23 protein-coding genes are annotated in these 22318 nt (G+C 45.0%); 8 read left to right on the top strand and 15 right to left on the bottom strand.

Features of this window, described 5'->3' with window-relative positions; genetic code table 11:
- Positions 1-55 precede the first annotated feature (55 nt).
- The gene (locus L5L77_RS01540; RefSeq protein WP_263221909.1) at positions 56-1063 is read right to left on the bottom strand and encodes a pyridoxal-phosphate dependent enzyme; all 1008 of its coding nucleotides are present in this window, start codon (positions 1061-1063) and stop codon (positions 56-58) included.
- Between the two features lie 267 nt (positions 1064-1330).
- On the opposite strand from L5L77_RS01540, the gene L5L77_RS01535 reads away from it, so the two are divergent.
- The gene (locus L5L77_RS01535) at positions 1331-1738 is read left to right on the top strand and encodes a YccF domain-containing protein (RefSeq protein ID WP_263163022.1); all 408 of its coding nucleotides are present in this window, start codon (positions 1331-1333) and stop codon (positions 1736-1738) included.
- Positions 1739-1773: 35 nt separating this feature from the next.
- Here the strand turns inward: L5L77_RS01535 and L5L77_RS01530 are convergent, their stop codons facing one another.
- From L5L77_RS01530 to L5L77_RS01510, 5 genes are all read right to left on the bottom strand, one after another.
- Positions 1774-2664 (bottom strand): alpha/beta fold hydrolase, encoded by an 891-nt coding sequence (locus L5L77_RS01530; RefSeq protein WP_263176605.1) that lies wholly within the window; start codon positions 2662-2664, stop codon positions 1774-1776.
- Complete coding sequence (locus L5L77_RS01525) at positions 2661-3701, bottom strand: M14 family metallopeptidase (protein WP_168827414.1); 1041 nt, start codon at positions 3699-3701, stop codon at positions 2661-2663. Before L5L77_RS01525 ends, L5L77_RS01530 begins: the two co-directional genes overlap by 4 nt.
- 165 nt (positions 3702-3866) lie before the next feature.
- A complete protein-coding gene (locus L5L77_RS01520; protein WP_212601317.1) occupies positions 3867-4613 on the bottom strand; it encodes a substrate-binding periplasmic protein in 747 nt (248 codons plus the stop codon).
- A 344-nt stretch (positions 4614-4957) separates the two neighbouring features.
- Positions 4958-6670 (bottom strand): AMP-binding protein, encoded by a 1713-nt coding sequence (locus L5L77_RS01515; RefSeq protein WP_263185765.1) that lies wholly within the window; start codon positions 6668-6670, stop codon positions 4958-4960.
- A gap of 139 nt (positions 6671-6809) precedes the next feature.
- On the bottom strand, positions 6810-7190 hold the full coding sequence (locus tag L5L77_RS01510) for a DUF6508 domain-containing protein (RefSeq protein WP_028759597.1): 381 nt from the start codon (positions 7188-7190) through the stop codon (positions 6810-6812).
- A gap of 277 nt (positions 7191-7467) precedes the next feature.
- Between L5L77_RS01510 and L5L77_RS01505 the strand changes: the two genes are divergently transcribed.
- From L5L77_RS01505 to L5L77_RS01495, 3 genes are all read left to right on the top strand, one after another.
- On the top strand, positions 7468-7929 hold the full coding sequence (locus L5L77_RS01505) for an EVE domain-containing protein (RefSeq protein WP_131525022.1): 462 nt from the start codon (positions 7468-7470) through the stop codon (positions 7927-7929).
- A gap of 109 nt (positions 7930-8038) precedes the next feature.
- Positions 8039-8377 carry a hypothetical protein gene (locus L5L77_RS01500; RefSeq protein ID WP_263180314.1) on the top strand — a complete coding sequence of 113 codons (339 nt, stop codon included), beginning with the start codon at positions 8039-8041 and terminating at the stop codon, positions 8375-8377.
- A gap of 367 nt (positions 8378-8744) precedes the next feature.
- Positions 8745-10013, top strand: coding sequence for a lipopolysaccharide biosynthesis protein (locus L5L77_RS01495; protein WP_263180315.1), 1269 nt, complete (start codon positions 8745-8747; stop codon positions 10011-10013).
- Between the two features lie 112 nt (positions 10014-10125).
- Here L5L77_RS01495 and L5L77_RS01490 read toward each other — a convergent pair whose 3' ends face one another.
- Both L5L77_RS01490 and L5L77_RS01485 read right to left on the bottom strand, forming a co-directional pair.
- Complete coding sequence (locus tag L5L77_RS01490; protein ID WP_113940919.1) at positions 10126-10920, bottom strand: TIGR00266 family protein; 795 nt, start codon at positions 10918-10920, stop codon at positions 10126-10128.
- Positions 10921-11176: 256 nt separating this feature from the next.
- Entirely contained in the window at positions 11177-12091 is a 915-nt protein-coding gene (locus tag L5L77_RS01485) for a LysR family transcriptional regulator (RefSeq protein WP_263180317.1), read from the bottom strand.
- Positions 12092-12298: 207 nt separating this feature from the next.
- Between L5L77_RS01485 and L5L77_RS01480 the strand changes: the two genes are divergently transcribed.
- Both L5L77_RS01480 and hppD read left to right on the top strand, forming a co-directional pair.
- Entirely contained in the window at positions 12299-13459 is a 1161-nt protein-coding gene (locus L5L77_RS01480; RefSeq protein WP_011919144.1) for a homogentisate 1,2-dioxygenase, read from the top strand.
- Between the two features lie 76 nt (positions 13460-13535).
- Positions 13536-14576 carry a 4-hydroxyphenylpyruvate dioxygenase gene (gene hppD, locus L5L77_RS01475; RefSeq protein WP_263185764.1) on the top strand — a complete coding sequence of 347 codons (1041 nt, stop codon included), beginning with the start codon at positions 13536-13538 and terminating at the stop codon, positions 14574-14576.
- A 124-nt stretch (positions 14577-14700) separates the two neighbouring features.
- Here the strand turns inward: hppD and L5L77_RS01470 are convergent, their stop codons facing one another.
- The 6 genes from L5L77_RS01470 to L5L77_RS01445 all read right to left on the bottom strand — a co-directional run bounded on the left by L5L77_RS01470 (position 14701) and on the right by L5L77_RS01445 (position 19254).
- Positions 14701-15255, bottom strand: a complete 555-nt coding sequence (locus L5L77_RS01470) for a sugar O-acetyltransferase (RefSeq protein ID WP_219251665.1) — start codon at positions 15253-15255, stop codon at positions 14701-14703.
- Between the two features lie 169 nt (positions 15256-15424).
- Entirely contained in the window at positions 15425-15910 is a 486-nt protein-coding gene (locus L5L77_RS01465; protein WP_198573679.1) for an Atu1372/SO_1960 family protein, read from the bottom strand.
- On the bottom strand, positions 15907-16896 hold the full coding sequence (locus L5L77_RS01460; RefSeq protein ID WP_263221907.1) for a glycine betaine ABC transporter substrate-binding protein: 990 nt from the start codon (positions 16894-16896) through the stop codon (positions 15907-15909). The genes L5L77_RS01465 and L5L77_RS01460 overlap by 4 nt, the downstream gene beginning before the upstream one ends.
- Positions 16883-17359, bottom strand: a complete 477-nt coding sequence (locus L5L77_RS01455) for a VOC family protein (protein WP_028759587.1) — start codon at positions 17357-17359, stop codon at positions 16883-16885. Before L5L77_RS01455 ends, L5L77_RS01460 begins: the two co-directional genes overlap by 14 nt.
- 141 nt (positions 17360-17500) lie before the next feature.
- Positions 17501-18667 (bottom strand): major royal jelly family protein, encoded by a 1167-nt coding sequence (locus tag L5L77_RS01450; protein ID WP_263221904.1) that lies wholly within the window; start codon positions 18665-18667, stop codon positions 17501-17503.
- An 11-nt stretch (positions 18668-18678) separates the two neighbouring features.
- On the bottom strand, positions 18679-19254 hold the full coding sequence (locus L5L77_RS01445) for a YbhB/YbcL family Raf kinase inhibitor-like protein (RefSeq protein WP_168827397.1): 576 nt from the start codon (positions 19252-19254) through the stop codon (positions 18679-18681).
- Between the two features lie 255 nt (positions 19255-19509).
- On the opposite strand from L5L77_RS01445, the gene L5L77_RS01440 reads away from it, so the two are divergent.
- A complete protein-coding gene (locus L5L77_RS01440) occupies positions 19510-19998 on the top strand; it encodes a hypothetical protein (RefSeq protein ID WP_263221903.1) in 489 nt (162 codons plus the stop codon).
- A 219-nt stretch (positions 19999-20217) separates the two neighbouring features.
- On the top strand, positions 20218-20841 hold the full coding sequence (locus tag L5L77_RS01435) for a LysE family translocator (RefSeq protein ID WP_263185756.1): 624 nt from the start codon (positions 20218-20220) through the stop codon (positions 20839-20841).
- A gap of 74 nt (positions 20842-20915) precedes the next feature.
- On the opposite strand, the gene L5L77_RS01430 is transcribed toward L5L77_RS01435, so the two are convergent.
- Positions 20916-22256, bottom strand: coding sequence for a GNAT family N-acetyltransferase (locus L5L77_RS01430; protein WP_263221901.1), 1341 nt, complete (start codon positions 22254-22256; stop codon positions 20916-20918).
- Positions 22257-22318 lie beyond the last annotated feature (62 nt).

Raw genomic sequence — 22318 nt, 5'->3', positions numbered from 1 at the left:
AGCTTCAAACATATTATGTCTTAGTGTCACTAAGTCAATGATCTGAGGCACAGGATTAGCCACTTTGGCCAAATTTACGCTGATAACGCGGCAACATGGTCTCGTTCCCCAATAATCCGCCTTGATGCAAATACATCACATGACCTGGTTCACTACGTTGTAAATAATCTTCAAGCACAATAAAACCTAAGGGATCGTAGAGTAATTCAAACTGCACGCCTGAGGCGCAGACCCGCTGCCACATGGCATAAAATTCGGGGTAAAGTTTACCAAAATGATATTTCTTGCCGACATTAACAATCTGTGGATGCTCACTGGTATTGGAATTAAGTAAGGAAAATTGCAAGCGCAAATAATCATCGCCACCGACAACAGCACAAGTCACGACGCGAATATCCGTTTGCTGACGGATAAAATACTGATTTAAAAATAACGCAGTCGTTCCCGTCCCCGATGGTAAAAACACCGTTAAATCAACCAATCCATTCGCATTCGCAAACAGTACTATCTCTTGCGCCAATCTATTAACCCCGTATTCGGCGTAAGCACAGCGACCACCCTCTGGGATAAAAAGCGCCGTCGGCTCATTCACGAGTACTTGAGCCTCGATATAATCTGGGCAACTCAGTCGCACATCGCCCACTTGCGCAGTAGGCTCAGGCCTAGCATTAAGATTTGACAAAACGTGAGGCTCAGATTGCGACTGAGTGCACGCCTGCTTTTGTGCTATTAACACACTTAAATCGATAATATTAGCGCCATTCGCTAAAGCGGCAGCGTAATTGCCCGTAGGATGTTTAACCACTTGACTGGCAATATGATCTACATAAAAATCACATTGCCAGCCTTTCATCTTCGCTAATGTTGACAATGAATACAGTGAGTTAGCCAATGGCGAGCCGTGACCTATCACCTTGCTGATGCCTGCAAATTCATGATCTAAAAAATAGCCGAATTTGCGAGCTTTATTGCCACTAAACGCCGGATGCAGTAAATCATCACGTTTTAGGAATATGTCTCTGCCAGCAAAGGCAAATGTATCGACAGGGGAATTTGCAAACATCAAGCTACTCAAACGATTAAATTCTCTGGTTTTTAAACCAGTTAAGGGAAGGCTAGTGTAACTCCGCCCTTCCTGTTACGCCCTTAAGAAATTATCAATTTGGCGAAAAACTAGTGAAAATGACACATGAATCTCGAATACATATAATTAACCAATTGATTATGAACAATTTAAATAGTTGGCATAGTTATCGCTTAGACATTGACATATATTCAATTTATCGAAGCTAACGATAAAGGCTAACAGGGTAAACATAAGGAGCTTTCAATGGCTGTATTACGCTTAATATTCAACATAGCTTGGTTTGTACTCGGCGGATTTGTGATGGGACTCGCTTGGTGGCTCGCAGGTATCCTGTGTTTTATCAGTATCATTGGTATTCCCTTCGGCCGCGCCTGTTTTGTTATCGGCGAAATGACCTTTTGGCCCTTCGGCCAAGAACAAATGAACCGTCGCCACTTAACTGGACGTGAAGACTTGGGCACAGGTGCATTAGGCATGGTAGGAAATATCATTTGGTTCTTACTGTTTGGGATCTGGTTAGCCATAGGGCATTTGGTCCACGCCTTAGCTTGTTTTGTGACGATTATCGGTATTCCCTTTGGGATACAACATCTTAAGTTAGCTTTAATCAGCCTCACACCGATAGGCCAAACCGTAGTGGCTAAAGCTTAATAAGACAATGTGTTAACTGCGCTATTCACTCTCGATTATTTGGTTTCAAGAGTGGATAGCGCTTTGTCATCCCATACAGCAAATATCGCTTCGTTTAAGGCTATTTCTTCCTCCAATAAATCGTTGCAATCATATTGAGTATTGGCAGGCTCACTATCCACAGAAAACTGCACTTGCGGCTTAGTCGCCCCCACAATTTCCAACAGATAATGCGCCAGTTTTGCGGGTGTATCTATAGCGGCATCGTGACCACAATACGCGAGTACAATCAAATCGGTGTAAAAATGCCGTGCTAACGCCTTACTCGATGCCATACTCACCAGCGCATCACGGTCACCGCAGAGCACAGTTATCGGTACTTCCACTGTCAATGGACATTGGTATTGAAAAGCCGCCCAAAGTTGTCGCCATACATTACGTCTACTTGGTGTGGTATCGCGGCGAAACTCACTCCACTTGACAATTAACTCTCGGTCTCGCCGATGACGAAAACTGGTTAAACGCACTATAGTCGACTCGATTGGATGTAAAGCGTTACCCCGAGCACGCATGAAAAAAGCCTTCAATGCATTCAGCGGATTAAATCTTTGATACCAATACGATAAATTCGCCGCACTGCTGTTTAATACAAAGGCATGCCTTATCTGCCAAGGTCGCTGGCATGCCATTTCCAACGCCAACATACCGCCCATAGACAAGCCGAGGAGATAAATAGTCTCCCCTTCCTGTACCTGCTCATCTAATTGCTGCCACACGGCATGGGCATAATCAGCAATCTTAAGCGGACTTAATTCGTGGGATAGCGTCCCATTGCCCGGAAGATCCGGTGTCAGCACTCGCAATCCCTTTTGTCGCAGACGCTGATCGAAACCATTCCAATGGCGCTGATCACGCATTAATCCCCTTAATAACACCCAAGTTGTCATGACTGAGACTCCCGATACCAATAATGCCGCGCACGCTCTGTCAGCTCAGTCAAACGTTCAGGTGTTAACTGCTCTAACGATTGGGCATAGGCCGCTTCCATCATAAATTGCATGAGTACTGTATGCCTGCGTAAAATCCTATGGTGACGATGTGTTTTTTGTGGATTAAAAAAGCCAGCAAAATTAAATATTTGTCTAGGATTCTTCTTTATCCATGCCCAAGATCCCATCTCTAATGTCAAAGGTAAAAATGGCACCTGAGCAGAAGGATCAGCCACTTGGTGCTGGCGATAGAGATAATCCCAAATATCACCATGAGTGCGATAAAACTGGCTCTGCGGCGCCAACCGATAATGGCCGTGATGGGGATAACTCTGTTCAAATAATTGTTTTAGATGAAAAATATAATTGGCATTTTCGAAGGCGGTACGGGTATGGGCGTAGGGGAACCAGATATGATCACTCAAGCCAAATCCCGAGTGGGCATCGAGCGAAATCAAACTTGTGCTGCGACTCAACAGTTGTTGTACATAGGCAACTAAACCCGCAGTTTCCAGCTCCATTCCCCCAATACCGCGATACCAGGGCAGCCGTGACGATATACGCTGTCCTCCCACCATAAAGGACACTTTTTCACGGGATTCTATCGGAGCGTTACGCATCAAATCCACTTGATTACCATTGCCCCGCGTTCCCATGAATAACCCAACAGGATTCACTACAGGTACAAAAGCTAACCGCAGGCCCGTTAACATCTGTTGTAGGTGTTTATCCCAAACAAGCCGCTGCAATAAACTGTTTAACAATGCCAAAATAACTTGAGATCCAATACGCTCAACCCCATGCACGCCCCCCACAAAGAGTACTGTCGGACAAGGCGTATCTGTACCACCTAACTCAACACTGTAAAGGGGGAAATGCTCTTGGCGGAATGGAATGTCGGCAAGGATCTGATAATCTAACTTAAGATGATGAGTATCAATGAGTTGCTGCAGCGTATCTAACTCAAATGGAAGCTCAAAAGGAAGTTTCTTCATGTCACCTTAATCAATAAAATGAGAGAACAACTCATGCCGTTAAAGTGATACTAATAGTGAACAAAGACAAAATGATGACAAACTGCATATCAGAAGTGACTGTACGGGGAAATAAGCAGAAAAATAACGAGTAAAACAAAGAATAAACTATCCTAAAACCCTACATTAGTCTTCACGATAAAGTAGCTCTCCAATGATGGTTTCTACGTCAACCTGCGCTAAACCTTGGTCAACAATATCTCGCCAACGCCGTCCCTCTTCTGTATTACGAAACGCGATATAGAGCTGCTTATTCGCCAGAATTTGCCGATTGATTTGCAACTTTGTCGCCAGCGGCTGTAAGGGCTTTTGCTTGAGTAAATAGTGCAGAACGTTGACATCAATCACCGCGGCATCAATCCGACCTGCGGCAACTTTTTTGACATTATGCTCATCCGAAGTCACAGCTTCAGTCCGCTGTACACCGGAAACGATCATGCGATCTAAGGCCTGAGTATTCACATAATCTTTCACCACACCTAAGGTATAGCGATTAAGATCTTCAATATAATTCCAACTTACTGGATGGGACTTTTGCTCCACCAGCCCCAATGGACTTTCGCCAATCGGTTTTGAAAAGATAAACTTTTCTGTCTCTACATAGTATTCAGGAAAATAACCTATGTAGTCAGAGTTCGGCATAGTCGTAAGTTTGACAGCGCGGCTCCACGGATAAAAATCCACTTTTAACTGATGTCCCATAACGTTCAGCGCCGCCCGTACCACGGCAATACTGGCACCCTGCTCCGTTAATTGCTCTCCTGAATAAGGCGGCCAAAGTAAAGAAGTGAGCATTAAGGTATCCGCTTTAGCTACGCTCAATCCCATAAAGGAAAGACAATACACAAGGAGCATTGAACGCCATCGAACCATTTAGTACTCCTTTGCCTACATGGATTTACGACTACATCATCGACAACTTAACGCTTTCGTTTTTATCTGCCGAGATTTTATGACTGGTTAGATTTTATGACTAGTTTTAGTATAGCCATCAAGCCACAGCGGGGAAGTGAAGTTTTGTTACAATTAGAATAACGACATTAGCAGCGAAAGCTAACTCAACATGCAGCTTGACTTGATGGTATGACTCGCCAACTTTTTCATTAGCCAATTAGCTTGTTCGTTTATCTGCTAACCGAAATAGCTAGATAGAATAAAATTCAAGCCACATTGCGCGGCTTGAAAGTCAAAAAAGCGCACTCGCAAAATCACATCACTTAAGCATTAATATCTTCATATAACTCTTGATACATCAGCTCGCGCATTTTGAATTTCTGAATTTTTCCCGTCACTGTCATTGGATACTGATCCACAAACTTGATGTAGCGCGGCACTTTAAAGTAGGCGAATTTCTCGGTGAGAAAATGACGAATATCAGCCTCTGTAATCGCGGCTCCTGAGCGGACTTTAATCCAAGCACACACCTCCTCGCCGTATTTATCGCTTTGAACGCCAAAGACCGCCGCATCCTGCACATCTTTATGGGTGTAAAGTTTCTCTTCAATCTCACGGGGATAAATATTCTCGCCGCCGCGAATAATCATATCTTTAATGCGCCCCACAATTTGCACATAACCTTGCTCATCCATTTGGCCAATATCGCCCGAATGTAGCCAGCCTTGACTGTCTATGGTTGCCGCCGTTTTCTCAGGATCATTCCAATAACACTGCATAATGCAATAACCACGACTACAGACTTCGCCGGGTTGATTAATTGGCAGCACTTCGCCAAATTCATCGACAATTTTCACTTCGGTATGGGGTAAAGCACGGCCAACGGTGAGAACGCGTTTCTCTACGGGTGAGTCGATTTCAGTAATGTGATTGAGCGGACTGCATTCGGTCTGACCATAACCAATCAGCACTTCCTTCATATACATCAGGTTTTGTACACGTCGCATCACTTCTTCAGGACAAGTTGCCCCCGCCATCACGCCGGTACGTAAGGAACTCAAATCAAAACGAGCAAACTCAGGGTGTTCCAACTCGGCAATAAACATGGTCGGTACGCCATGCAAAGCGGTGCAACGCTCTTGCTCAATCACTTGCAATGTCGTCAATGGATCGAAGGATTCACCGGGGAACACAGCAGCTGCGCCTTTGGCTAAGCAGACTAAACTGCCGAGTACCATGCCAAAACAATGGTATAAAGGCACTGGAATACAGAGTTTATCGTGGCAGGTAAACTTCATCGCCTCTGCGACTAAATAGCCATTATTCAATATGTTATGATGGGATAGGGTCGCACCTTTCGGGCTGCCCGTCGTGCCAGAGGTAAACTGGATATTAATCGCATCGTACGGGCTTAATTCCTTAGCAATACTCTCGAGCATTATCCTGTCAGCGGCGGTCACATCAACGATCAAGTCATCAAAATTCAACATACCGACGGATTTCTCCGCGCCCATACGGATCACAAATTCAAGCTCAGGTACGGCTTTAGCTTGTAATTTACCCGCTGGGCAAGAAGTTAGCTCAGGCGCCAATTCATATAGCATCTCAAGATAATTGCTGGATTTAAACTTATCGGCACAAATTACCGCGCGGCAACCCACGTTACTCAGCGCATATTGCAACTCTTCAGGGCGATACGCAGGATTAATACACACCATGATGGCGCCAATTTTAGCGGTCGCATATTGGGTTAAACACCACTCGATATTGTTAGGCGACCAAATCCCTACCCTATCACCAGACTTAATACCGAGTTTTAATAGTCCTGTGGCGAGCGCATCGATTTGGGCAAGATATTGGCGGTAATTCCAGCGGATATGTTGATGGTGTACGACGACAGCTAATTGGTCGGGATACGTTGCCGCAATCTCATCAAGATATTGACCTATGGTCTTCTCAACGAGTTTCGGTGATGACTCGCCTCTAAACTCGCTAACATTGAGCGGGCTTATAACTTGGCTTGTAGGAACTGACATTAAGGCCTCCGTGCATTTATTATTATGGTTAGCGAGGTCCAAACTAACCAATCCACGGATCATGTCACAAGTAAAAAAGGACTTTATTAGACTAAAGAGTAAGACAAACGATTAGATAACAATCCATTAAAGCCCAGTGCTAACGGCTGATAAACTCAAAATGAGTACTCGACTTAGGCACATTTAAGCTTTGTAACCGCTCAACAATGGCCAGTAACACCCCTTGGCGACGCATATTTTCTAACACGCCGGGGCTAAAAACCTCGAGTCGCGTCATGGCCGTCAACAGCAACTTACATTGTGCGATGCTCGCATCACGAATATAGGCAGGTTTATCGACTAAGTAACTGTTGTTATACCAATAGTCCCAAGTGAAATTAGCCAATAACCAACCTTGCGTTGTCAGGTCATTAATAAATTCCAGCATTCGCTCATGACTTAAGATCACATCACCCGCCGTAAAATCCTTAAGATATTTAGTGTATAAGCCACAATCGGATGTCATTGTTGAAGTCCCCATAACACACCTCACAGGTTTTGGTTGCCTCTGCTGCCACAACTTGTACGACACCAGTCACACACCGAGATCGAATTTGACGCTTTGCCTTAGAAACGAGAATTTGCATAAGGCATACCAAATAAGATTGCTGTCAACAGGCTAAGCCACGTTATCTGAACGGAAACTTAATCAAACTCACAATATTTGATATGGGTGACGAACTGGGGTATTCGACAAAATTCAGATAAACTCAGCGGTATTGAAGCGCTTAACGGCAACTATGAGTAAAGGAAACAAGATGAACTACTGGCTTATGAAATCGGAACCCGACGAATTCAGCATAGATGATCTTAAGGCTTGCCCTAACCAAACTGAAGCTTGGCATGGGATCCGTAACTATCAGGCGCGCAACTTTATGCGCGATGAGATGCAGATTGGTGATCAGGTATTTTTTTACCATTCAAGCTGCAAAGTGCCCGGAATTGTCGGTATCGCTGAAGTTGTGACCAATGCGTATCCCGACAGCACAGCCTTCGATCCCGAATCGAAGTATTTCGACCCTAAGTCAGATCCAACCAAACCAAGATGGCTGCGAGTGGATATCCGCTTTGTCGAAAAATTTAACGAGATTATTCCCTTAAGTTTGATAAAAAGTTTACCCCAACTGGCGGACATGTATTTAGTCTCTAAGGGGTCAAGACTCAGTATCCAACCTGTGACCGCCGAACAATGGCAAGCCGTACTCATGTTAACCCGCTAGAAAGCAATCTTGAGCTAGAACGTTCAGCTATAGTTCATTTAGCATCGCCTATTGTTGGCCACATCCAGCATTGGACACAACATCAACTCAATGCCCCTTAGGAGTACAGATGAATAAATTGACCTCAGTGGTAATCACAGGACTTGTCCTCAGCTTAACTATGTCCATCTCTACCTTTGCTAAAGATGACCATGTGCACCACAAAAAGGATAAAAGCCTACCGCCGGGATTACAGAAAAAAGTAGACCAAGGTCAGCCACTGCCACCCGGTTGGCAGAAAAAACTCCAGCGTGGTGATGTGCTTGAGCATGATATTTATGATCGCGGCCGCATCGTAGTGCCCTTAGACAGAGATGGCATCATTAGCATTCAAGTCGAAGGTGCACTAATCAAACTCGATAATAACAGCCGTAAAATCCTCGATATCGTCAATATCATTACCGATTAACTTCCCATGGCAAAATGGCATTTATAACTGACACTTTTACAACTACGCCCAGCGCTTATCTGGGCGTTGAGTACTTATTAATACTGCTTTGATCTATCAAAAACGTTGTTTGTAAGACAATTTATCACCCCAGTCCTCACTCAATAACGTTCTAACTTACAATAAAGCAACATATTGATATTTATCATATCTTTACTATCTGGCTATTGGTCGTAAATTGGCTAAATGCTAGACTCATGCAGGGTGAAAAGAGATCGAACAGGACAAGATAAGTGTCACCTAAAAATACTCATGCGGCTAAGGCAAAATCTTAATTGAATTCATAGCATCCCGATAATGACCGTAGACTAACGCTGGATTTTTGATAATGGAAAACACCTCACTTCAACGGGTTAAGCAGGCAATTATTGCGGGGTTCTGGGCATCACTCGCCAGTATTTCTGTGGGGTTTCTATTTAAACTCTGGCTAGCACAATGGGTTGCCAAAGCCGATCTAGCGCTCTATCACACAGTGGTCGACATTATCTCACTGTCGCTAATCCTAATGACGGGATTTCGCTCCTCTATGGTGGTGACCTACTCCCAGACCAAGCAAGATGTGGATATCACTAATATATTCCGCTACAGCTTGATCGCTATGGTACTACTGACATGGGGCTTAGTTTTACCCTATATCAAACACAAACTTCAGCTCAATGTAGAATATTTTCAATTGGTTGGGATTATTCTGAGTATGGGGCTCAAGGTCTATTTTACCAATCAAATTGCCATGTACCGGCTATATGCCATCTCCAATCGAGTCACTTGGTTAGAGCCGCTCGCGCAAGTGACTAGCTTTTTATTATGTTTCCATGGCTTAAAACAAACCGCCATTGCATCACTCTTTTACAGCATGACACTGTCATCGCTCATTGTTGCCTTATATATGTACTTAAAACGGCGCAAAGATATTGCCACTCCGCCCTTAAGTGCGGTGCATTTTGATACGGGTTTACGCAGTTTTATGAAGAAAAGCCTGACGGCGTCCATGGAAGCGGGTGCCAGTATCTTGATGATTTACATCACCGTACTGCTGACTATTGCCTATTTCAGCATAGATGAACTGGGTGATTTCCAAGTGGTGGTGCGGCCGATGATCACTTACCTCACCCTGCTTTTTGTCTTTCCCATCTACCGTTTTGTGCTGCCCGAAGTCGCAGTGTGCGTACGAGAAAAACGCTTTGACGAAGTCCAACAAATTAAATCATGGCTGACGAAAGTTTCTTTGTGGATCAGCGGTATTTTTTTTGTCGTTATGGTCTTTGCGAGCAAGCCGTTAGTCGCTTGGTTATTCCCCGAGCAATACATTAAAGCGGCCCCAGTATTAATGCATTTCTCCATGTTTTTTATATTTATGATGCTCAATGGCTACCAGCTAGCTTATATCAAAGCTCATGGCTACTTTACTCAAAGTCTACTTATTCGCCTTGCTGGTATCGCAGTACTGGTCGGTACTTTCTACGCTTACCGCCTGTATACGGAGAATGTCGTCGCGGTGATTTTAGCCTTAGGCACGGGCTATTTGATGATGTATCTAATATCTAAACTAATTGAAAGACGCATTCAGCAAAGCCTTAACAACCAAACGCTGCCTTAGCAACAACTAAAGACGCTTAAAATGTTGAAGGAAATGACAGGCTTCAACTAAAAAGGCATCCCAGAGGATAGTCTGGAATGCCTTAAGAGAAGACAGCATGTCAGCTTATCATTTAGCGCCCATCGAGCATGCGACCAAGACCTCCGAGTACAGAGCCTTCACCGCGATCACTGCCACCCGCTGATGGGGCATGGGCGATAATGCGATCCGCCATACGTGAGAATGGCAAGCTTTGTAGCCAAACAGTCCCGTGGCCTTTGAGTGTGGCTAAAAACAAACCTTCACCGCCAAAGACCATAGACTTTAATGAGCCTGCACGCTCTATGTCGTAATCAATCCCAGAGGTAAATGCAACAAGACAACCGGTGTCAACTCTTAAGGTTTCACCTTTGAGTTCTTTTTTCACTAAGGTGCCGCCCGCATGGATAAACGCCATACCATCGCCCTGTAGGCTTTGCAGAATAAATCCTTCGCCACCGAAAAATCCCGTACCTAAGCGGCGATTAAATTTCATCGTCACGCGTGTACCTAAAGCCGCAGCCAAAAAACTGTCTTTCTGACAGATAAGCTCACCACCATGTTCGGCCAAGTCGATCGCTAGGATAGTGCCAGGATAAGGGGCGGCAAAGGCGACTTTACGTTTTTGATTGCCTTGGTTGGTAAAGTGAGTCATAAAAATGCTCTCACCCGTCAATGCCCGTTTACCCGCGCCCACCAACTTGCCAAAAAAGCCTGACTCAGGCTCAGAGCCATCGCCCATTTTGGCCTCAAAGCTAATATCTTGCTCTAGGTAATTCATCGCGCCCGCTTCAGCGACCACGGTTTCGTTAGGATCGAGTTCCACTTCAACCAACTGCATACTGTGGCCGATAATTTCATAATCCACTTCATGACAACGTCTAGACATACTGTTCCCCTTAACTGTCAGTTCCTTGTTACTATCTTTTAGATTGACCCCGATGGACGACTCTTTACCTATCCCGGCTCAATTTCACTCTTCATCTCGACCCTAATCTAGATCTAAGCTCAGTCTGAATTTAGGCCTTATTTTAACTCTCAATCTAAACCTTCATCTGACCTAGGCATTAATCTATGACATAAAATGTCAAAATGCGATTATTTTATGCGGTAACTTGTATCAAAAGATGACAAGTGAAGACTTATCAACCTAAACCCACACCATTAAACTGCTCAGCCTTAGCAAACTCCTCTAATATCAACTCGGTAAAAAGTTGTCCCGCACGACCTAACGGTCGCTCTAAGGTCGAGACGAGCTGTGGAATAAACGTAAAACGACTGCCACCGACAAAGTCGATTTCAACTAACTCCCCCTTCACCAACTCTTCTTGCACTAAAAAGTCCGGCAACCAGCCAAAACCTAAGCCTTTTAACAAGGCGTTCTTTTTCATGATAAAGCCAGAAAGATAAAACACTTTATCGCCGCCAAATTGCATTTCATCGCGGTAACTTTTATTGGGTGAAGAGTCTTCGATAGTTAATTCCACATGTTGCTGCAGTTCAGACAAACTAATTTCGCGAATAAAAGACAAAGGATGCGAAGCACTTGCCACCAGCACGCTAGTAATTGCAGGCAACGGCTGCGGATGATAATAGGGGCCAGTGCGATAATCTTTCACTAACATCAAGTCGGCATTATCCCGCTCGAATCTATGTTGTACGCCGCCTAAAAATTCCATATTGAGCTGAATTTTAGTGGGGATTTGATGTTCAGCCATACGCTTTAAAGCCGTCATAATAGGCTCCATCGGCAAGGCTCCGTCTATCACTAGCTCTAGCTTTGGCTCCCAGCCTTCACTGAAACGGCTGGCAAGATGTTCAATGTTTGCAAGGTGTTGCAGTAATCTTTGTCCCTCGGCCAAAATCACGCGGCCCTCTTGCGTCAGCTCAGCACGATATTGCTCACGGCTAAAAAGCGGCACACCTAAGTGCTCTTCTAACTTTTTAACTTGATAACTCACCGCCGATTGCGCCTTGTGTAATCGCTCCGCCGCCTTGGCAAAACTGCCCTCTTCCACCAGCACTTGCAGCACATTAAAAGCATCAATATCGATGCGCATGGTCACTCCTTGGCTCTAATGAACATGTCACGGAAACACTACGATTCGTAAAGATTAGAATACCATCTAATTTTTGGATTGAGATAACGGATTTATTATTCTTTTTTTTGTTCATTCAAGCAACTAAATTGATAACAAGATCACATAACCATAACGACAAGCGAAGTAGAGCTAATCTCACGCCGCTGTAAAAACCAAGGATCCTCCATGCCATTTTATGTGAAACAAGGCCAGATTCCCCATAAGCGCCATATCGCATTTGAAAAGGAAAACGGCGAGCTTTACCGTGAAGAGTTGTTCTCAACCCATGGTTTTTCCAATATTTATTCCAATAAATATCACCACAACATGCCAACCAAAGCATTAGAAGTGGCGCCCTATAGCCTAGGCCATGGTGCCAATTGGGAAGACTCGCTTGTCCAAAACTATAAACTCGATTCCCGCGACGCCGACCGTGAAGGTAATTTTTTCAGCGCCCGTAACAAGATTTTTTATAACAATGACTTAGCACTGTATACCGCCAAAGTCACCGCCGATACCGACGAGTTTTACCGTAACGCCTATGCCGATGAAGTGGTTTTTGTCCACGAAGGCGAAGGCACACTCTACAGCGAGTACGGCACGATTAAGGTCCAAAAGTGGGACTATCTCGTGATCCCACGTGGCACGACTTATCAGCTTAAATTCAACGATTACAGCAATGTGCGACTTTTCGTCATCGAGTCATTCTCTATGGTGGAAGTGCCTAAGCATTTCCGTAACGAGTATGGTCAGCTATTAGAATCGGCACCTTACTGCGAGCGCGATTTGCGCGTACCTACATTGCAAGATGCTGTGGTTGAGCGCGGCGCCTTCCCCTTAGTGTGTAAGTTTGGCGATAAATACCAACTCACCACGCTCGAATGGCATCCCTTTGATTTAGTAGGTTGGGATGGCTGCGTTTATCCTTGGGCATTCAACATCACAGAATACGCACCAAAGGTAGGCAAAATCCATCTCCCCCCTTCTGATCACTTAGTCTTTACCGCCCATAACTTTGTGATTTGTAACTTCGTACCGCGCCCCTACGATTTCCACCCTAAATCGATTCCGGCGCCTTATTACCACAACAACATAGATAGCGACGAAGTCTTGTATTACGTCGATGGCGACTTTATGAGCCGCACGGGTATTGAAGCGGGTTACATGACCTTACATCAAAAAGGCGTGGCCCACGGACCACAACCGGGCCGAACTGAAGCCTCAATTGGCAAAAAAGAAACCTATGAATATGCAGTGATGGTGGACACGTTCGCCCCACTGAAATTAACCGAACATGTACAAAATTGCATGAGCAAAGACTACAACCGCTCTTGGCTAGAAGACTAGCCCCAAGCCACCAGCACTCCCATGCGGGAGTCATTAGAGTGACGGCGTGTTGCACTAAAATAACGAGGAAAACATCATGGCAAGCGAACTCAATCCACTGGGCTTATTAGGTATCGAATTCACTGAATTCGCCAGCCCTGATACTGATTTTATGCACAAAGTCTTTATCGACTTTGGTTTTTCTCTGCTGAAAAAAGCCAAGAACAAAGACATCCTGTACTACAAACAGAATGACATTAATTTTCTGCTCAACACTGAACGCGAAGGTTTCTCAGCTAAGTTTGCTAAATCCCACGGCCCAGCCATTTGTTCTATGGGCTGGCGTGTAGAAGATGCCGGCTTTGCCTATCGCGTTGCCGTTGAACGTGGTGCAAAACCCGCCGATGATGCCAACAAAGATCTGCCTTATCCTGCGATTTACGGCATTGGTGACAGCTTAATTTATTTCATCGACACCTTTGGCGCAGATAACAATATCTATGCCGCTGATTTTGAAGATTTAGACGAGCAAGTCATCACCCAAGAGAAAGGCTTTATCGAGGTCGATCACTTAACCAACAACGTCTACAAAGGCACAATGGAACATTGGGCTAACTTCTATAAAAACATTTTTGGTTTTACGGAAGTGCGCTACTTTGACATCAGCGGCGTACAAACCGCGCTAGTGTCCTACGCCCTACGTTCGCCAGATGGCAGCTTCTGTATCCCGATCAACGAAGGTAAAGGCAGCGATAAAAACCAAATTGATGAATATCTGAAGGAATACAATGGCCCAGGTGTGCAACATTTAGCCTTTAGAAGCCGCGATATCGTAAAATCTCTGGATGCGATGGAAGGCAGCTCAATCCAATGCTTAGACATCATCCCTGAATACTACGACACCATTTTCGACAAGTTGCCTCAAGTGACTGAGAATCGTGAGCGCATCAAACATCACCAAATTCTGGTGGATGGTGATGATACAGGCTATTTATTGCAAATATTTACTAAAAACCTGTTTGGACCGATTTTCATCGAAATCATCCAACGTAAGAATAACTTAGGTTTTGGTGAAGGCAACTTTACGGCCCTGTTTGAATCAATTGAACGGGACCAAATGCGCCGCGGCGTACTGTAAATTGTCATCCAACTAATAAAAAACGGTACGCACTGCGTACCGTTTTTCTTTCTACGAATATCTATATCGTCATCTAAATCACTATCAGCTTTGACACCAATCACTCGGCTTTAACTTTCCTGCGCTAGTCCACATCGATAGGTTTGATAACTTTACAAGGGTTCCCCGCCGCCACACAGTTCGCCGGAATGCTCTTATTCACTACACTACCAGCACCAATGACACAATTATCACCAATGGTCACACCGGGCAGTACAGAGACGTTTCCGCCTAGCCAAACATTATTGCCGATTTGAATTGGCGCGCCGTATTCCGTCGTTTGCCGCGCGATAGGATTAATAGGATGCGTTGCGGTAGAAATCATCACATGGGGACCAAACATCACATTATCGCCAATCGAGACGGAGCAAACATCTAATATGGTTAGATTATGATTGGCGTAAAATTGTTTACCAATATGGATGTTATAGCCGTAATCGCAAAAGAAATTAGGCTCAATATGGGCACAGTGTTGAATATCAAGCAGGCCACGAAGATGCTCCATTCGGGCATCAAGTAAAGTCGGTTCGGCCAGATTAAACTGATGACAAATGGATTTCGCCCGCATCCGCTCAGCCAATAACTCATTATCCCAAGCCTTATAGGGCTGGCCCGCCAACATTTTTTGTTTCTCAGTCATCGTATTGTCAACATTCCGTCAATGATGACCTAACCCTAACAATCGATTGATGAAAGTTCAAGAACTGCCTCATATGCTCTTGAATGAACTACCCGTCTTGCTGACAGAACATTTAGCTAACAGCCAATGTGAGTCACATTCAAGCATTCAATCTCAATCGAGACAAAGGTCATTGCCTTTGTTCGTCATCACAATAGAGTTCTGCAAATAAATACACTAGACACAAACTGTTCAGCGGCATGACAGGATTTGTCCAAATCATCCGGCTGTGACGCCCTGCTTCACCGAAGATTTCAAGCAATAAATCCGAAGCCCCATCGAGTGCTTTAGGATGTTCAAAGCAAGATTGATGCACATTCAGCACCCCTTCCAAGCGGTAAATTTGTTTTATCCGCGAAAGCTCACCGCAAGCCTGTTTCAATTGGGCAATGGCATTTAGGGTCGCAAGACGACAGGCAGCGTAGCCTTCGCTCACAGTATGATCGGCGCCCAATTGTCCTTGATACTGAAGCTCGCCCTCTAAATAGGGAAACTGACCCGAGGTCATTAACTGACTGCCAACAATTGAATAGGGTTCATAATTTCCAAGAGCCGCAGCAACCTCAGGTAGTTCAAGCCCTGCCGCTACTAGCCGCGATTCAGGTGTGATCATCATAATGTCACCTCCTGAGATGAGGCATTCGCAGGATTAAGCAGCGGGGCTAACCAGGTCGTCAAATGCTGAGGATTGACTGTCAGCCAGTTCGCAGCGGCCTCATCTTCCGTCATTGCTTGTCGATTAACCGCATAATCGAGTTCTGCAACCATTTGATTCGATAATACTATATTATCAAGTACCTGAATTTGTACGGGCGAGAAATTAACCGCTAACTCGCGTTCACGGGCGAGCAATACCGCTTTATCTTTTCCCCCGAGTAAACCTTTAGGGTCCTGAAGATCGCGAATACCGTATTGATGGTGTAAAAATTGTGGATGCCACAAAGGAACGATCACCCACTCGTTTACCGCTACGGCAGACTCAAAAGCCGCGACACAGTCGGCTTGAGTGCCTGTTCTAAATTGATAACCTGCCGCCGTTAATCCATATTGCGTCATGATATTTTTAGAAAATCGCGTGATCCCCGCCCCCTCACCAATCCCTTGAATGATAGGCCGCATATGTTGCTGCACGTCAGGCTTGAGTAAATCCTCAATGCTCGACACTTGCTCAGCAGGCACATAATCGGGTACGCCCCAGAGCGCATAGGGCTCATAATGTAGTCCGAGTTGCCGCGTAGCAACTCGCTCTTCGACACCTTGTCGATAAATCCCATGGCTATGGGGCAGCCATGCTGAACACAGCATATCCACTTTACCTTCACCTAGCTGCTCAAAATTAGCCTCGTGCAATGCATAGCTTCGTTGCACCTCTTTGCCCATAATCCCTATCACATGGGCCACCACAGCGGCGGTGACGCGATGAAAACTTAAGTCCGTCACTCCCATGCGAATCATCGGCTTACCCTGTGAGCTCTCCATATTTGTACTCTTATTCAATGAATTCATACCCATCGCACCTCGAGGAAATAATGCCAATGATGCCAAACTGCCCAATCCCAACGTTTGCAATAATTGCCTTCTAAAGACATTAATCTCCGCCATGTTCAGGCTCCTTGGTGTCTAAAATAGTGAGCCTATCCATCACAATCCCTACGATTGCGTTATCCTTTGCATAGGGGAATATCATCTCTACTTTGATGCCATTCGGATCTTCAAGGAACAACTGATGCTCACCAATCTCAGGCACAATTCGTTCCTGAAAAATCATCCTCTGCTGGCATAAATGCTGCTGCATCTGGTGTAAATCCGTGCCACGAAACGACAAATGGTCAACACGTCCCGAGCCATAAATATTTCTGCTTTCCCCTAAGTAGGCATCTAGCGCCTGATCGCCCGCTTCCACTAAATGCAAAATGGGCTTATTTGAGGCATAGAGCCAATGTCCAGGAAAACCAAACTGTGGCCGCCAACCTAATTTCAATCCAAGAATGACTTGATAAAACAACAGCGTTTCAACCAGTTTGGGGGTTCTGATGGTAAAGTGATCCAATCCGATAATGTTCATATTGTCATCCTCTGGATGTCGTGACTCAGTGACTCGGTATAACCAAGTGCAAATCCAAACCGTTTTAATCCGCAAAAATCGTGTGAATAAATTCAGTTCAGATAAGCACTTGACGTAAGGTTATAAGATTAATGGTTAAGGTTAATTACCACGAACGCCCGCCGCTAACGGCTTAAAACGGAAAATATAATAAGGTGGACTGTTTTCAGCTTTGCCATTGTTTAATGGCGCCGATAACGGTAATTGCGCAGCCCCAGAGTACAAATAACCTTGCTTGCCATAACTCACACCGTCGGGCCAAACCATACGTTCATCATGGACATAAGTGCGATACTGGCGAGAATCAGCAGGGATCACGCCAATGGCCCGCTCTCCCACTTCCGTTAGATACAAATTATTCGCTTCATCAATACTTAAGCCACCGTTGTCGGGCTTATCGGCATAAGCCTCCACTTTGGCAGAGAGTGCCGCAGGCGTTAACGAAGGATTGATGAGATCTGTCATCCGCACACGGTAAACTTTGTCTTTATTCATCGGGGCAAAGTAGAGCCATGTTTGGGTTTTATCTAAAGCAATGCCATCGGCACCCACATAGACTTCAATCTGCTTTCTATCTTTTGAGTCTTTATCGATAATCAGTGGCCGCTGTAAGTCTGGCATCACACTGTTATCACCCTGTAATAGGCGCCGACTTTTCCCTGTATTTAAGTCCACAACCACCAACGCAGCCTTTTCACCAATGGGACCCGTGCCAATCCCCTCATCGGCAATCACAATCGCTTGATATCGAGATGAGATAACAAAGTCATTATGTTGTGACTCAGGAAGAGAGACTGGCGCGGGCAAATGAATAATGCGATCTAATTGGTTTTTCTTGGTATCCCACGCCACTAATTTAGGCTCAATACGTGGCGCCTGCTGGCCAGAGTCTAATAGCCTAACTCTGTCTTGATCGTCGGTTCGCAGCCCTAAAACCCAATTAAGGCAAGTGTCAGGTTCTTTCGCTTTGCCCTGCGGATCATGGCATTGCTGCCAATCCGAATTAGGAAATGGCTTAGTACTACCATCCGCTAAAAGCTCTGCCACCTTAATGTTAGGTTGATAGAAAGGGTGATAACTGAAAATCAATCGTTCATCTGATGTGAAAGTAATACCGCCCACAGCCCCATCAAGTTCGGCAAAGACTTCCATTTTTGCCAGCGGCTCAGTCTGTGTCGCCCATGAGTGAGAACACAACAAACTGCTTGCCAGTAGAGTAAAAGCCTTTGATAACATTGGGTATGTAATGCGCGTAGATAATATGGTCATCTTCATTCCTCCTAACGTGGGCCAGCTAAAAGCGTTAAACTTGCTTCGCCTAATCTATGCTGCCAAAGATAGAATCCAACCAAAGCGGGTGTTGATCCCTTGTCTATCGGCAACTGCGCCACATCCAAAGCATGCACTGTCCATACATAACTGTGTTCACGTCCCTCTGGTGGACAAGGTCCAAAGAATCCAGGTTTACCTAAATCGGTATTAGCTTCAATGGCACCACTGGGTAGCGCTCCGCCATTCACACCACCTGCGAGAGTCGACACCTGTGCCGGAATGTCATACACAACACGGTGCCAAAAACCACTGCCAGTAGGCGCATCTTTGTCATATAAAGTGACAGCAAAGCTCTTGGTACCGGCAGGTACATTTTGCCAAGTTAAACGCGGCGCAATATTTTCGCCCGAACAACCAAATTGATTCCAATAATACTCAGGAGGGAACCTTGAATTATCAGCTAAATTACTTTCGAGACTAAACGCAGAGGCACTGTCGTCAGCCATAACGTAATTAATACTGGCGGCCAAAGCGACAGTCACCAAGAGAGTATTTTTAAAAGAGGAGAAATAAGGCGATTTCATAATGTGCTGAACCCATTTTTGAACTGTCCTAGAACAGTCATTAACCATTGATTTGAGAATGTGGGTTAGCATATCAATCAAATTATGATTGATAAGGCGCATTTGGTTGATATGAGTTTCAAAAAATATTGGATAATCTCAACATGCTTCTCAGTTATTTTTAGGTTATGGTACTTTCAGCAAAAATAATGCAAAAAAGTAACAGCCAAACGACTAAGATATGTTCTTAACACAATAATATAACGAGGTTTCGCTATGATTAAAGCGGCTTATCAACCTTGGTTTCCCTTGAACAGAAACCTAAAACCACACCCGAACCTGAGTTGCAGATTAGACCATTTATCTTTAACCATACTGTGGCAGGAACTTGATAACGATGCATTCACGATGGAATTATATTTCCCAACGATATCTGGAATACAAGTAATTGATGAGTCAAGTTATCAAACCTTCTTAGATAACATAAGTGATAACTTTAGCGATATTCAACATCATGATAAAAGCAATACGCCATTCCCTATTGATTCAGATTTAAATATCACGAATCAATCTAATGCCGATTATTTTTCTTTACCTTGGCCAATATGGAAGTCGGTAAAAAATGCTCGCCGTCCTTATTATGGTGACTTAGGCGAACATATTTACCAAGACCTATACAGTTATTATATGGTGGGCGCCGATAGTGTCTACTTGATCGATACTGATGTAGAACCTACAGTCAATGTCTTATCTTGTAAACTATGAGGTTAATCGCTGTTAACCGAACAACTGCAGAATTAATCACAATGGGGTTAGTGAGCATATTGTTAATAATAACTACAGTATGCTTTTTGCGTGAAATATCGCCAGCCAACACAACCGATTACATTTAAAGAGAGCAAGTTCAAAATAAGCAGATTGGCTAAATCCGCCGTTTTCATTACACTATCGGCCTTCTCATCTTCACCCAAGAATGACCAAACCATGCCTGATTTTGCCTTACTCGCTGTGTTTATCCCGACTTTTTTCTTTGTTTCTATCACGCCGGGCATGTGCATGACACTCGCCATGACCCTGGGCATGAGTATAGGTGTGCGCCGCACCCTGTGGATGATGCTGGGTGAACTGGTAGGCGTGGCGTTGGTGGCGACAGCCGCCGTGATGGGCGTTGCCAGTATCATGCTCAACTATCCCGAAATCTTTCAAATTTTTAAATGGATCGGCGGGATTTATTTAGGCTATATCGGCGTACAGATGTGGCGCGCGCGCGGCAAGATGGCCATATTAAGTGATGATGAGACTAACCCCAGAGCCAGCAATGTTAACTTGATCTCTCAAGGCTTTATTACCGCCATTGCCAATCCTAAAGGTTGGGCATTTATGGTGTCGCTATTGCCCCCTTTTATCAATGCCGAGCGCGACGTCGCGCCGCAGCTCCTCGCCTTACTGAGCATTATCATGGTGACCGAATTTACCTCTATGCTCGCCTACGCCAGTGGTGGCAAAAGCCTGCGCATCTTCTTGAGCCGTGGCGATAATATTCGCTGGTTAAACCGCATTGCAGGCAGCCTAATGATAGGCGTAGGAGTTTGGTTAGCCATGAGCTAACGGTTTGAACTAACCGCTTAAATGTAACCCGTTCTACCTAAAATGAGCCTAATAAAGTCCTGTTAACGCGGTCTTTATGAAGGCTCTTTTTTGTAGGGCAACACATCCTGCATCTGCGCCATATATTGCTGCATTTGCAGTGTTTCTTGCTCAACAAAGTCCGTAATCGCCGCCTTAAATCCCAAATGGGCGATGTTATGGTAGGAATACATTGCTACGGGTTCAAAGCCACGCAGCACCTTATGTTCCCCCTGCGCGCCCGCATCAAACACTTGAAACTCATGTTCAATACAATATTGAATACCTTGGTAATAACAGGCCTCAAAATGTAAACCGTCAAGCTCAACCGTCGTCCCCCAATAACGACCATATAAGCATTTCTGCCCTCGGGTATTCTCACCTTTTAAATACAAGGCACCAGCGACCATCTCGCCCTTTGCATCTTCGACCACCAAGAGTAGGACTTGCGCAGCGAGTTGCGCCCCCAACTGCTGAAAAAAGGTTGGCGTTAAATAGCCGCGATGACCAGAGCGCTTAAGGTAAGTTAATTGATAACACTGGATAAAAGTCTGCCATTGCGAAGCGGTGATCTGCTCCCCTTCGACAAACTGAAACTTAAGATTAAAAGGCTGTAACTGCGCCCGCTCCTTCAAGATATTTTTACGCTTACGGGAACTAAAGCCCGCCAGAAAATTCTTAAAATCCCGATAACCGCGATTATGCCAATGGAACTGAGTGCCTAAGCGTTTTAACAGCGAATTGGGCGAGCCTTCAAATAACGGTGTTTGGCTTGGGGTAACAAACAGGCTATGCCATGAAGAAATCGGGCTGTCGCCCAGCCCTGGCTGATTAAGAATAGCTTCCTCAAGTACGAGATTATCCTGCGCTGATATTAGTCGGCGATTCAATGTCAGCAGCAGTAATGCCGCCACGCGCAGTTGTTCGGCGCGATCTACTGCGGGATGAATGCCCATCCGTTGACCTTGCACTGGGGTAAAAGGGATCGCATTCACCCATTTGGGATAGTAATCGAGCCCATGGCGCTCATAGGCTTCGGCCCACGCCCAATCGAACACATACTCACCGTAGGAGTGGGATTTTTGGTACAAGGGCATGACGGCAATAAGTGGGAACTGATTGAAGTGCTTAGCCGTTTGCACACTGATAAACCCTCCTTCAGCCAAAAGCGACAAGCTTTTATCCTTACTGGCGACATCATTTAATGTGTCACCCGCATCGAACACGCATAAATGTCGAGGCGTCCAACCGGTTGCAGTGCAAGCGGAGCGGCTTTGCTCGAGTGCCAACAGAAACTCATGGCGGCAAAAGGGATTCGCCTCACCCATGGCGGCATTCCACGCACTGGCCGAAATATCCGACATTGAGCTCGCAAAAGCCAAAATAAGCTGTCTCATTGGGTAAATTATCGTCCTTTACTGGTGTGAACAAGTATACGAGGTTGCAATTAAGCCTAATT

Source organism: Shewanella sp. SM29 (genome assembly GCF_025654245.1).
In the GTDB taxonomy this organism is placed as follows: Bacteria; Pseudomonadota; Gammaproteobacteria; order Enterobacterales; family Shewanellaceae; genus Shewanella; species Shewanella oncorhynchi.
This window is presented reverse-complemented; position numbering and strand designations above follow the sequence as displayed.